Below are 12,220 nucleotides of genomic sequence, written 5' to 3' on the forward strand. Positions count from 1 at the left end.
ATCTTGTCGAGTCGTTATCGGAATCGTCGTCGCCGTTATGGTCTGCGTTGTAATTTATTATCAGCAATTTATAATTATGAGTTAGCTCTAGGGGGATTAAATTGAAAACCTTCTATTATAGCATAGATTTTTTTTGCAAGAGGTCTAATTTTTTCTGCAAAGTGCCCGTATTGAGTTCCCACCTCAGCCACCACACTATCTTTCGGCAGATATTCCAATATCTTTAATCGACTTTCAACAAAGCGACAATTCTTAATGTGACAATCTTGAAGCTTTGGGGCCGAAAGCACCAATGGATTGTCATCCAAATTATTCCATTTCTTGTTATCCCAGCCCTTAGTCGCTTGTAAAAATCTTTTTTTGTATTCGATAAAATCAAACATATTATTGCGATGATAATTGAACTCGAAGCCCAGGGGAAAATATCTAATCAATACCAAGCATTTTGTAGTCAGTGCCTAGGTTTTTTTGCCACTTCAGAAGCAATGACTAAAGTACCTACTACATTATTTTTTTGACATTTGGGCAATTGGGTCTGCTACAAAAAATCCTAGGGTAATCCTATTTGATTTGTGAACGAGATTTTTTGTAGAGCAACCCCTGATGGTCTATAGAAGGAGAAAAAAAACAAATATTGACTTTGACAAATCCTAAAAGGATTAGTATTTAATTTTAAGTTAACTCTATTTTAGATTAAAATACACCAGGGTTTAATAGATGTGATTAAATAATAGCTGAGAGAGAGTCTGCTGTCAATATATTTTATCGGTCACTTATAATTTAACAGGCTTGCACTCAGCGGGTCTCAAAACAAATGCCACGAATACCTACCTTAACATTCGATCGCGGAACGCTCCTCCTACACCCCCCGCCCAAAGGCAGAGACTGGGTGGACTTTGCGACATGGGACGATCGCGTGGAAAAATTCCGCATTCGAGCCATTCACTACCGCCCGCTGGTAGAATGCCTCCAAGCCGAGTGCATTCACTTCACCGACGAAGCTAGGGCATACGAACTACTCGAACTCGTACCCAGCGTGGAAATGCAGCCTTACCCACATCAAGAACAAGCCCTCGCAGCTTGGCAGGAAGCAGGAAGCCAAGGAGTAGTCGTCCTCCCCACCGCTTCCGGCAAAACTTATCTGGCACAATTAGCCATGCAAGTCACTGGTCGCAGTACATTAATTGTAGTACCAACTCTCGATTTAATGCACCAGTGGTATGCTAATTTAAAAGCAGCTTTTCCCGACATCGAAATCGGATTGTTGGGCGGAGGTTCGCGGGACAAAACGCCAATTTTAGTGGCAACCTACGACAGTGCAAGTATTCATGCAGAAACCTTGGGCAATAAATACGGTTTGCTGGTTTTTGACGAATGCCACCATTTGCCAACGGACTTTTATCGAGTAATTTCCGAATATGCGATCGCGCCTTTTCGACTCGGACTGACAGCTACACCCGATCGCACCGATGGCCGCCACAGCGATTTGCATTTCCTGATCGGCCCGACAGTATTTAGCAAAAGACCCGAAGATTTGGCAGGCGATGCTTTAGCCGACCATAAAATAGTTCAAATTATGGTAAAACTGTCAACAGAAGAAACCGACCGCTACGCCGAATTAATCAACATTCGCAACGACTTTTTAAAACAGTCTAACATCAGAATATCCAGCCTCGAAGGTTGGAAACAGTTTATCATGGCAAGCGCGCGATCGCCCTTGGGACGGCGCGCCATGCTAGCCCACCGGCAAGCCAAAGAAATCGCCCTGTGTACCGAAGGAAAACTGCGAATTTTAGCCCAAATACTAGCAGAACACTCTCCCCAGCGCACCCTAATTTTCACCGGAGACAACGCCACAGTTTACCGAATTTCCCAAGAATTTCTCATCCCCACAATTACCCACCAAACCCCTGTCAAAGAACGCCACGAAATCCTCGATCGGTTTCGCAGCGGCGAATACAAAACCCTCGTCGCCTCCCACGTCCTCAACGAAGGAGTGGACGTTCCCGACGCCAGAATTGCTATCATATTGTCAGGTACGGGCAGCGAACGCGAATACATTCAGCGATTGGGTCGAGTTCTCCGCAAAAGCAGCGATGTAAATAAGTTAGCAATTCTCTACGAAGTCGTCACCGAAGACACCAGCGAAGAAAGAACTTCTCAACGCCGTCGAGGAGGAATGCAGCCTCACAAACCCCAACCACAAACACAAATAGAACCGCCAAAGCCAGAATATCAGAAATTAGAAACTGTCAAACCGACACCCATTTACGGAGTCAACCGAGAGACAACCAAAAAAGCAGCAGAATCACCCGCAAAATGGGGAGAAGATAATGATGAAATTCCCTGGTAGCAAGCCTAAACTATTTCTGAACACTCTCTTTCTTTCTCTCTCTTCCCTTCGCGTTCTTCGCCTCTTCGCGGTTCGTTAAAAATAAAAAACTATTAACAAATGCTACCCACTGATTTATTAAGTCACCGCCAAAACGGAGAATCAATCATCCCGCTACGCCTCAAGATAGATGCTAAAAACTTAGAAGCAGCTAGGGAAATGATCACCTGCTTTCAGGAGTCGATCGGCAAAACCCAAGGCGAACTCGACGGACGCTTGCTAGAATTAGAAGGCGACAGCCCGGATTATCGGCTGAAACGGGGATTAGCGCACCTGCTGAAAGGCGGTTTCTGTACCTTGGAAGTCATCAGTCCCCTAGAACCCTCAGAGTTGAGACAGCGGGTTTTTGCATTGTCCGCGCGATCGACTCCCAGCCCTCAATCCACCCAATTAACCCTGGAAAAAGTAGCAACTGAACTCAGCCAAGACTTAAACAGAGAAGTTTTGCCTCACGAAATCACTACAGGTTTATACGCCGATTTAAACGAAAACAAAATCCTCACAGAGTTTAATGCACCAACACCCGAAAACTTGCTTCACAAATACAATCTTTCTCAAGTTCAAGGCATATTTTACCGAGCAAGTCAAGTCCAATTAACCGCCCACCGCAACGATCCAGGAGAATACAAACTCTTATTTCGCTATCTGAAACTATTTCAATTAATGACTTACATCGAAGGCGATGCAGACCACGGTTTTACACTGACAATAGACGGCCCTACAAGCTTGTTTAAACCCAGCACCCGCTACGGCTTAGCCCTCGCGAAAATGCTGCCCGCACTGCTGCACGTCACCAAATGGAGTATGCACTCGACACTGCACACAAAAGACCCTTTTAGTGGCGTTTTGAAAACAGGTAAATTTACCTTAAATTCCGACTGCGGTTTAGTCAGCCACTATCCCCCTGGCAAGCCTTATGATAGTATGTTAGAAGCGGCATTTGCTGAAAGATGGAATTCCACAAAAACCGAGTGGCAACTAGAGCGAGAAGTTGATTTAATTCCGATTCCAGGTAGTGTGATGATTCCCGACTTTCGGTTAGTGCATCCCGACGGGCGAGTGTTTTTATTAGAAATAGTTGGCTATTGGCGGCCGGAGTATTTGCAAAAGAAATTTGCACAAGTACAGAAATCTGAATGCGATAACTTGATTTTAGCTATTTCCGAACGGCTGAATTTAGAAAAAGCCGGGGTGAATGTAAATGAAGTGCCAGCAAAAGTAGTTTGGTTTAAAGATAAATTGTTGCCCAAATCAGTCCTGGAAGTCCTCGAATAGTAACCAATCGGCGCATCAGTTAAGAACTTCTTTCTTTCTCTCTCTCTGCGCCCTCTGCGGTTCAAAAAAATCCTCTTCTATAAATGAAATCATCCTCAAAAAATATCGCAGCACGCTATACTAAAATGGGAATTCACCCAAATCCTTGCCACCGCGTAGTCTCACCCTAAAACTGATTGAAAAATGGCAGACACAAGTATTGTCGAAAGAATCAAAAAGCTGTTAGCCCTAGCCACCTCATCTAATGAAAACGAATCGACGGCAGCAGCCGAAAAAGCTTCCCTTTTACTGGCACAGTACAATCTCAGCCTCGCGGATTTAGGGCCAAATCACCAAGAAGAGATTGACGAAAACTCAGTTGAAACAACATCGAAATTTGTCACTTGGAAAATGATGCTGCTTTCGGGAATTGCGGACGCTAACGGTTGCACTGCCATGCGAAACACTTATAATGGCAGTATGTTTTTGGTGGGAACTTCTACAAACCTGATTGTTTGCAAACATCTGTACGAGTATTTGAGTTCTGCGATTGAAAAAAGGGCTAAATACCGCAAAGGAAACGGCAGGGGGTTGGCGTATCTGAATGCTTTTCGGGTTGGATGCGCGACAAGGTTGAGACAAAGATTGTTGGAACAAAAACAGGAGATGGAAGAGTCGGGGATTCCGGGTTCGGGGGATGTGGCGGTGACTCCAGGGATTGTAGTGCGATCGATGTTTGAGAAAAATCAACAGGCGATCGCGGATTATCTAGAGGGCCGAGGGGCTAAAGTTAAAACCAGAAGTGGTTCTCAAGTCAGCAGCGCGGCGGGTTTTTATTCGGGGTATGAAGTGGGCGACAAAATTAGTTTGCACAAGCAAGTGCAGCCGCAAGGGGATATGAAACAACTTAATGAATGTCTTTGAGTAGGGTGTGCGATCGTGAAAATCAGCTTCCTAGGTTAGGATTAAAAACAGAAACTAACAGAAGAAGCCATGTCAGACCAAGATATCGCTAATATAATTACGATCGAACCTGGTAAACGACTTGGTAAACCTTGTATTCGAGGCATGAGAATTACAGTCTATGACGTGCTGGAATATCTTGCTTCTGGGATGACTTATCAAGAAATTCTAGATGATTTTCCCTATCTCACCCAACCGGATATTTTAGCTTGCTTGAGTTTCGCCGCTAAACGGTAATTGGATCGAGAGCGTTATAGTTAAGTGAATAAGATACATAGGGTAAAAACATGACAGTTTACGATCTAACTATTGCTAAAATTAGCCAACTGCCAGAGTCACTTGTTCAAGAGGTGAATGATTTTATAGACTTTTTGCTCCTCAAATACAACAGTGAATTACCACAGCTTACTGAATCAGACTTTTCTGACTATTTAAAGAATTTAGAAGCCTACGAAGAAAAGTTGGCCCGTGGAGAGATTCAATGGTAGCAGCTTCATCAGTAAATCCAACATATACAAGAGGAGATGTCGTGTTATGCGATTTGAATCCGGTAGTTGGTACAGAGCAAGCTGGTATAAGACCTGTTGTCATCTTATAGATTGACGGTGCTAATGCAGTAAGTCCTCATACTATTATTGCACCGTTTACTACAAAGATTCGTCGCGCTCTTTTACGTTCTAATGAATTAATCCCAGAGGCGCAGAGGGCGCTCAGGAAATAAGCACAGAGTAAGATTAGGAAAAATTATAGAATCGGCGAGCGCCGTAGTTGACACTTATATAGGGTATTATACCGCAGTTGCGATATAATAGGATTCATGCAATCCATATCTGAACTTCCTCAATTACTATATGTACGAAGCCTTTATCGATCTAGATGAACTGATATTACGATGCAGAGATAAATTGTCGAGAAAGTTTATCCAAGAGGCAGTTTCTTGCTATCGCTCTGGCGCATTTCGTTCCTGTATTGTCTCAACATGGAACGCAGTAGTTTTTGATTTTCTCCACAAGCTGAGAGAGTTAGAACTTTTGGAAGATAAAGAAGCTGCGAAATTACTAGAAGAATTTGATAAGTTGAGAAGCTCAGGTAAACAGTTTAAAGAGCTTTGGCAATTTGAGTCTAATATTCCTGAGATTGCACTCACGAAATTTGAACTAATCTCGACGGTAGAGAAATCTGATATTCAAAGACTGTTTGAAGATCGAAGCCGATGTGCTCATCCTTCCATGACTTCTTTAGAGGAGCCATTTGAAGCAACAGCCGAGCTAGCACGTTATCACTTGAGAAGTGCAGTAACACATCTTTTAGAGCGTCCGCCTGTTCAAGGACGCGCTGCCAGCAAGAGAATTTTTCAGGACATTAAATCTGAATACTTTCCAATAGATCCTGAATTAGCAATAAAGTATTTCCAAAAAAGCCCATTGGCTCGTGCGCGATATATTTTGATTAAAGATATTGTTATCGGCTTAACGAAAAATTTGTTAATAGAAGAGCGTCCCGAAGATGAGAGGTTACGTCAGTTTTCAGCCCTGAATGCTGTATCAAGTATGTATCCTCAAGAAACAAGAGAGATATTGAATAGTCATTTATCTGACATTATTATCAATAGACTTATGGATGAAAATTGGGATAAAGCTATCATTTATCTTGGAACTATTGCTGCTTGGGATAGTATCAGTGAACCATGTAGAATAAAAGCAGAAGCTTATATTAATAAAGTTGAGATATTTGAAATACACAACAGATTCGTCAAACGACTTTCACAAGAGGCTATCTCTATATTAGTGAAAGCATCTCATATAAGTTTCTTGAGAAAATCTGTAACCAAGAAGCTTCTGATTCCTGTGAAGGACTTACTCTCATTGAGAGAAACTTGTAAAGATGACCTTTTTAAGGAAAAAATACTTATTCCTGTTTTGCTGGAATTGTCTCCGCAAGCTACTTTAGACGAGCTACTTTCAATGAGAACCGAGACTTTACTGAAATCGGACGAGGCTATTCAAGTCTATACGAAAGAGAAAATTAAGGATTCCTCGTTGATCAAGTTAATTTCGATAGCATCCAAGCATCAAGATAGAGGGCTTATTGATTTAATTGAGTCTGACTTGGAGGCGAAGATCCCTACTGCAAATTTAGAAACATTACTTGAAGCAAAATCCGCATATAAATCAATTGATGAACCAGAAGTTAAAATTTTTGAATTATTCGACAATTTTATTGCTCAACAGGTAAAAGAAGAAATAGAAACCACCTCACTACAGAAAATTGTATTATTAATGGAAGGATATAAAGATAGATTTTTTATCGATTTAATTGAGCCTGACTTAGAGGAAAAGATTTCTACTGCAAACCTAGACGATTTACTTGCGGCAAAGTCAACATACAAATCGATAGATGAACCAAAAGATAAGATACTTGAGTTGCTTGACGAATTTATTACTCGGCAAGTTAAGATCGCTTCTTTCGATGATTTGCTTAAACAAAGAGGATATTGGGATGAAATTTCTGATAAATTGCTTGAACCCATTTTGCAAAATAATGTTTCAGCAATAATTGATAAGTTTGCAAACTCTAGCACTTTTGATTCTGCTGGCAGTAACACTAGGTTACTAATTAAAATTGCTGAATACTTGAGCTCAATACAATGGGAAAATATTTTAGAATCTTTTTTTCAAAACGATCAACTTTACTGTTCATATAGTTGTTTAGGGGGAATGGAAGCACTATTTAATAAGTCTTTAAAACTTAGTAATTCTGTGCAGCCTTATTGGATATCTTTTCGAGATAAACTTAATCAATTCGATGATAAGTACAGCAACAGTCTGAAGCGCCTGATTGATTCCCATGTATAAAAATCAGATTGCTATTACCGGCAGCAGCCCAACAACCCTGTTGGAGTGGACTTACGCATAAACTCTATCTGTAGGGCGAAGCACACGCACCTTACCGCTAATAGTAGTGTTGCAAAGCAGTTTTTGCCTCCAGGACTGCTTCTTTAACCAAAAGTAAAAGACAAGCTAACTTTAACTTAGCTTGCCCTCAACTTTCTGGATATTTTATTAATCCAAACTAAAGGATTGTTTAGTCTAAATAGGGGTCGAGATTAGCAAAAAGTTACTCACCCATATCACTTGAGGCGTTTTGCCTGTTTTTACGCCAAAACTGGCACCGGTTGTGGCCAACGTCCCATGACTTTACCAATCACCGCCAATTCTTCCATCAACTTGTCGAACTGATCCGGTGTTAAAGATTGCGATTCGTCAGACAAAGCTTTTTTTGGGATTGGGGCGCACTTCTATCATCAGCGAATCAGTACCAGAGGCGATCGCCCTCAATCAATCAATCAATTCCGCTTCTTCAAAAATCTGTCTAGTCGTCAACTCCAAACCAGGCAGCAACTCATCCACAATCGGTGTATTATCCGTATAAACTTGACTCAAACCATCGGTCAAAAAACTTCTAATTAAAATAGCCTCTGGAGCAATTACCCAAACTCGCGGAACTCCCGCCGCCAAATAATCTTTCGCCTTCTCTTCAAATTCCTTCATACTTTGATCCGGCGATATAATCTCAATCACCAGTTCAGGAATTGCGGGACAAGCTTCATTTCGCCGCCAACTTTTCGGCAGACGTTCATAAGAAATGTACGTTAAATCGGGAACAGGTACCCAATCTTTATCCTGACGTTTTAACAAAATGGCCCATTCTGGAAGCACTCGCCCGCGTCCTTTACACCATACACGAATCAGGTCACACAAAGCTCCCTGTAAACTGGAATGAAAAAATTTTGGAGACACTTTAGGAACTGCTTCACCATCTACAAACTCACAATATATATCTCCGTCGGGCAAAGCTAGAAATTCTGCTAAAGTGAGTTTGGTTCCGATGCCTACCATGACTCCCAGCCCTCTCGCTAATTAATTCAAATATCAATTATACAAAATTTCCCAACATTCCTAGAAGTGCGATCGCCCCTGGGCCTCTATTCCAAAAACAGAATAACAAAATCCCCGACTTCTTTAAAAAGTCGGGGATTTAACCGCGATCGCATTTTAGGTTAGGCGTTTCGCCTGTTTCTATGCCAAAACTGGCACGGGCTGCGGCCAACGTCCCATGACTTTACCAATCACCGCCAATTCTTCCATCAACTTGTCGAACTGATCCGGTGTTAAAGATTGTGGCCCGTCAGACAAAGCTTTTTTCGGATTCGGGTGCACTTCAATCATCAGCGAATCTGTACCAGAGGCGATCGAAGCAAAGGCCATCGACGGTACAAACTGCGCCCAACCGGTGCCGTGACTCGGGTCAACCATAATCGGTAAGTGAGTCAGAGTTCGCAATACTGGTACGGCCGACAAATCAAGCGTATTGCGCGTATATTGCCTGTCATACCCGCGAATTCCGCGCTCGCACAAAATCACGTTCGGATTGCCAGAAGCCATGATATACTCAGCAGCCATCAACCATTCTTCAATGGTTGCGGAGATGCCACGCTTCAGCAAAACAGGTTTGTCTTGAGCTCCTACTTTCTTCAACAGTGAGAAATTCTGCATATTTCTCGCCCCGACTTGGATCACGTCGGCTACTTCTACGATCGCACTTAAGTCGGCCGCATCCATAACTTCTGTGATAATTCCCAAACCGCTAGCTTCCCGCGCCGCAGCTAGCAATCCCAAAGCACTCTCGCCGTGGCCTTGGAAAGCGTAGGGGGAAGTTCTTGGTTTGTACGCGCCACCACGGAGAAAATGAGCTCCAGCAGCTTTGACGCGCATTGCCGTTTCCACAATCATTTCTTCGTTTTCGACCGAGCAAGGGCCTGCTACGATCGCGATCGGGTGATGCAAGCCGATCATTACAGTTCCTAAAGGAGTAGCAACCGCTACTTCGCTGGCTTCTCCTTGGCGGTACTCCAGAGAAGCGCGTTTGTAGGGTTTTTCCACGCGCAGCACTTCTTCAATCCAGGTACTCATTTCGCGCAGTTGCATCGGTTCGAGCTCAACGGTGTCGCCAACCAAACCCATGACGGTTTTGTAACGGCCGACGATTTTTTCTGGGATCAAACCCCAGTTAGTGCGGAGGTCTTCGTCTAGTCGATCAATCTCGGCTTCTGGAGTGCCGGCTTTCATTACAATAATCATATTTTTTTTGCCTTCTTAGTTGGGCTAGAAACGGATGATGACTCTGATGCACTGAGAAAAATAGATGCAATGGCGATCGAGAATCTATTTATATCAGTATTTTTAGCATTGTTGTGGGGCGGGTTCTTGTTCCCTCCCCAAAAACAAATTCTAGATGGTTAACAGCTTAGTTTTTAGCTAATGACTAATAACTAATAACTAATGACTAATGACTAACTTTTTGGTTTGGCCGCGCGCCACGCTTCTCGCATCCGTCCAAAATTGGTATTAAATTCTTCCCACCCCAGAGTGCTTCCTGAAATTTCTTCATCCCAGGAAGCCGAGAGGACTCCGTAGCTCAATCCCAGAACGCCTAGACCAAAACAGCCCATGCTTACCAGCAATACTGCTGTGTTGGGCAAATCAAACAAGCCCTTGCTGACTACGAAATAACTCACAAAAAATGTGGAAATTCCCAATAGGGTAGGTATGCCGCAGAATACCGCTATGCGAGATATCATGCGTTGGCTGACTACTTCTGGGATGGATTGCGCCTGTTTTCCGGTTTTGTTAGCTTTCGGCTGCTTGTCGGCAGAATCCGACTCTAAGGCTACGCTTGCTTGGGGTTCTGGGGGCTTTTTAGGCGTTTTTTTACGATTTGTTGCCGGTTCAAAGGGCAAGCGCTTGCGGGGTGGTTCGGAGGACATATTTTATCTCTAACCTGAAATCTCGAACATTTATTCAATGTCTTGGTGTTTGTCCAAGATTAAAGAATATTGTCGCAAATTTTGGCTTTGGTGTTTAGCCGCGAATGCCTAGACGGGCAATCAATGCTTTGTAGCGATCGACATTTTCGTTTTGGATGTAGGCTAGCAGGCGCTTGCGGCGGCTGATCATCATCATCAAACCGCGCCGGGAGGCGAAGTCTTTTTGGTTGATTTTCAGGTGGGCGCTGAGTTTTGTGATGCGATCGGTCAGCATGGCGACTTGGACATCTGCTGAACCGGTATCGGTTTCATGGGTTTGGAAGTCGCCCATGATTTCTTGTTTGCGCTGTTGTGTAAGAGCCATGAATTGATTTTAGTTTTTTTTGTACGATTGTCACAATCTCCTATGTTATCACACCGGAAGCATAACAACGATAAAATTTTTGCCACAGATGGGTTTGTTGGCCCGGCAGAATTTTGGTTTTTATTCCCGGTTTCTGGATGTGGTAGGCGATTATCGGCTCAAATAGGCGATCGCCTCACGTATCCAATCATCCGCATTACCTTTGGCGGATAAAGTGCTGTCTTGACTAAGGGTTTGCAGCGCTTGCAAGACTTCAGCCGCAGTGTATCCCATCGCCAGCAGGATCATCTCGACTTCTTCTTGAATAGCTGGGGGGACTCCGGCGGCGACTGAAGTTGTCAAACCTGCTTGCTGGCGCCATTCCGAGAGTTTGCTTTTGAGTTCCAGGGCGAGACGTTCTGCGGTTTTTGTACCGACGCCCGGGGTTTTGGCGAGGATGCGGGTGTTACCGCCGACGATCGCCTGGACTAAATCTTGCAATCCTAAAGTATCGAGAAGTGCGATCGCCAGTTGAGCACCGACACCGCTAACACTCGTCAACTGCCGAAACAAATCGCGTTCGGCCGCGCTGCCAAAACCGTACAATACGATTTGGTCTTCCTTAACTTGCTGGTGGGTAAAAATTTGGGCGACTTCGCCGGATGCTGGCAATTGACCGGTCACACGGGGCAAAATTTGGATTTCATAGCCGATTTGATTGACTTCCAGAGTCAATATGACGCGGTTGCTGCCTTTGGCGATATCGGCTACTGTGCCTTTGAGATAGCTAATCATAGAATTAATAATACACCGCTATTGGCTTTCATCAAACTCGGCTATGATGCTGCGGATTTCGTTGAGGCTGATATCTGTTCGATCGGATTTTGAGTAAATGGTTAACAAAAGTACGATCGACGGCGATTCGACTTGATAAATCATGCGATATCCTGCACTTTTTCCTTTTTGGATGTTGCTGTTTTTCACCCGGACTTTTAAGATGATATAATCTTCCCCCATTCCGGGAATGCGATCGCCAATAAAATTGCCAGCCTGTATTTGTTCAATTACCGGCTGGACATCATTGCGGATACTGCGATATCTTTTCGCGAGGGCATACAAATTTGCTTCAAAGTCATCCGCAAATCTGATCATGATTGTTTCGGCTTCATTCGGCATCGATTCTCTCCCACAGTTCAGAGATTGGTCGGGTTTGTCCGGCTTTGGCTTGCTGCAACGCTCTTCTGAGACTGGCTTTTACTTCTTCAACTGGAGTATCGTCGGGGTCGTCTTCAGCTTCATCTGTAGGTTCGGGAAGAAGGACGATAATTCGCACGGGGCCCGAAGTGTCTAGTGTTAAAGGTCGATCGAGAATTAATTGACCTTTTTCGTCGATCGTTCCTGTGACTTCAAAGGCTTTCATGTGTTTTTCCGTAATTTTTTT

General features: G+C 43.6%; 15 protein-coding genes and 2 pseudogenes. 8 read left to right on the forward strand and 9 right to left on the reverse strand.

The genetic code is table 11. The annotated features are described in order from the left end of the window. A pseudogene (locus tag QUA74_RS05785) lies at positions 1–105 on the forward strand (IS5/IS1182 family transposase); the annotation flags it as partial. Here QUA74_RS05785 and QUA74_RS05790 read toward each other — a convergent pair. Then, positions 75–383 (reverse strand): hypothetical protein, encoded by a 309-nt coding sequence (locus QUA74_RS05790; RefSeq protein ID WP_333326019.1) that lies wholly within the window; start codon positions 381–383, stop codon positions 75–77. The pseudogene QUA74_RS05785 and the gene QUA74_RS05790 overlap by 31 nt on opposite strands. Before the next feature lie 431 nt (positions 384–814). Here QUA74_RS05790 and QUA74_RS05795 point away from each other — a divergent pair, with 431 nt between their 5' ends. From QUA74_RS05795 to QUA74_RS05825, 7 genes are all read left to right on the forward strand, one after another. Then, positions 815–2,353 carry a DEAD/DEAH box helicase family protein gene (locus QUA74_RS05795; RefSeq protein ID WP_333326021.1) on the forward strand — a complete coding sequence of 513 codons (1,539 nt, stop codon included), beginning with the start codon at positions 815–817 and terminating at the stop codon, positions 2,351–2,353. Between the two features lie 99 nt (positions 2,354–2,452). Next, the gene (locus QUA74_RS05800) at positions 2,453–3,667 is read left to right on the forward strand and encodes a DUF790 family protein (protein ID WP_333326024.1); all 1,215 of its coding nucleotides are present in this window, start codon (positions 2,453–2,455) and stop codon (positions 3,665–3,667) included. Positions 3,668–3,850: 183 nt separating this feature from the next. Further along, positions 3,851–4,570 (forward strand): DUF2786 domain-containing protein, encoded by a 720-nt coding sequence (locus QUA74_RS05805; RefSeq protein WP_333326026.1) that lies wholly within the window; start codon positions 3,851–3,853, stop codon positions 4,568–4,570. A 69-nt stretch (positions 4,571–4,639) separates the two neighbouring features. After that, entirely contained in the window at positions 4,640–4,846 is a 207-nt protein-coding gene (locus tag QUA74_RS05810; RefSeq protein WP_333326028.1) for a DUF433 domain-containing protein, read from the forward strand. A 50-nt stretch (positions 4,847–4,896) separates the two neighbouring features. After that, positions 4,897–5,097 carry a DUF2281 domain-containing protein gene (locus tag QUA74_RS05815; protein ID WP_333037627.1) on the forward strand — a complete coding sequence of 67 codons (201 nt, stop codon included), beginning with the start codon at positions 4,897–4,899 and terminating at the stop codon, positions 5,095–5,097. Next, positions 5,091–5,207, forward strand: a complete 117-nt coding sequence (locus QUA74_RS05820) for a type II toxin-antitoxin system PemK/MazF family toxin (RefSeq protein ID WP_333326030.1) — start codon at positions 5,091–5,093, stop codon at positions 5,205–5,207. The genes QUA74_RS05815 and QUA74_RS05820 overlap by 7 nt, the downstream gene beginning before the upstream one ends. Positions 5,208–5,460: 253 nt before the next feature. Beyond that, positions 5,461–7,464 (forward strand): hypothetical protein, encoded by a 2,004-nt coding sequence (locus tag QUA74_RS05825; RefSeq protein WP_333326032.1) that lies wholly within the window; start codon positions 5,461–5,463, stop codon positions 7,462–7,464. Positions 7,465–7,763: 299 nt separating this feature from the next. Here QUA74_RS05825 and QUA74_RS05830 read toward each other — a convergent pair. The 8 genes and pseudogenes from QUA74_RS05830 to QUA74_RS05865 all read right to left on the reverse strand — a co-directional run. After that, positions 7,764–7,947: pseudogene (locus QUA74_RS05830) on the reverse strand (3-deoxy-7-phosphoheptulonate synthase); the annotation flags it as partial. Continuing rightward, on the reverse strand, positions 7,948–8,508 hold the full coding sequence (locus tag QUA74_RS05835) for a Uma2 family endonuclease (RefSeq protein ID WP_333326034.1): 561 nt from the start codon (positions 8,506–8,508) through the stop codon (positions 7,948–7,950). Positions 8,509–8,688: 180 nt separating this feature from the next. After that, positions 8,689–9,750, reverse strand: coding sequence for a 3-deoxy-7-phosphoheptulonate synthase (gene aroF / locus QUA74_RS05840; RefSeq protein WP_333326036.1), 1,062 nt, complete (start codon positions 9,748–9,750; stop codon positions 8,689–8,691). A 212-nt stretch (positions 9,751–9,962) separates the two neighbouring features. Continuing rightward, complete coding sequence (locus QUA74_RS05845) at positions 9,963–10,436, reverse strand: PAM68 family protein (protein ID WP_333326037.1); 474 nt, start codon at positions 10,434–10,436, stop codon at positions 9,963–9,965. A 94-nt stretch (positions 10,437–10,530) separates the two neighbouring features. Continuing rightward, complete coding sequence (rpsO, locus tag QUA74_RS05850) at positions 10,531–10,800, reverse strand: 30S ribosomal protein S15 (protein ID WP_333326039.1); 270 nt, start codon at positions 10,798–10,800, stop codon at positions 10,531–10,533. Positions 10,801–10,950: 150 nt separating this feature from the next. Continuing rightward, positions 10,951–11,574, reverse strand: a complete 624-nt coding sequence (gene ruvA / locus QUA74_RS05855; protein WP_015174486.1) for a Holliday junction branch migration protein RuvA — start codon at positions 11,572–11,574, stop codon at positions 10,951–10,953. An 18-nt stretch (positions 11,575–11,592) separates the two neighbouring features. After that, on the reverse strand, positions 11,593–11,955 hold the full coding sequence (locus tag QUA74_RS05860; protein ID WP_333326041.1) for a type II toxin-antitoxin system RelE/ParE family toxin: 363 nt from the start codon (positions 11,953–11,955) through the stop codon (positions 11,593–11,595). Continuing rightward, on the reverse strand, positions 11,945–12,199 hold the full coding sequence (locus tag QUA74_RS05865) for a type II toxin-antitoxin system RelN family antitoxin (RefSeq protein ID WP_333326043.1): 255 nt from the start codon (positions 12,197–12,199) through the stop codon (positions 11,945–11,947). The genes QUA74_RS05860 and QUA74_RS05865 overlap by 11 nt, the downstream gene beginning before the upstream one ends. Between the last annotated feature and the right edge of the window lie 21 nt (positions 12,200–12,220).

The sequence above is a fragment of the Microcoleus sp. LAD1_D3 genome, from assembly GCF_036702135.1.
Taxonomy (GTDB): Bacteria; Cyanobacteriota; Cyanobacteriia; order Cyanobacteriales; family Microcoleaceae; genus Microcoleus.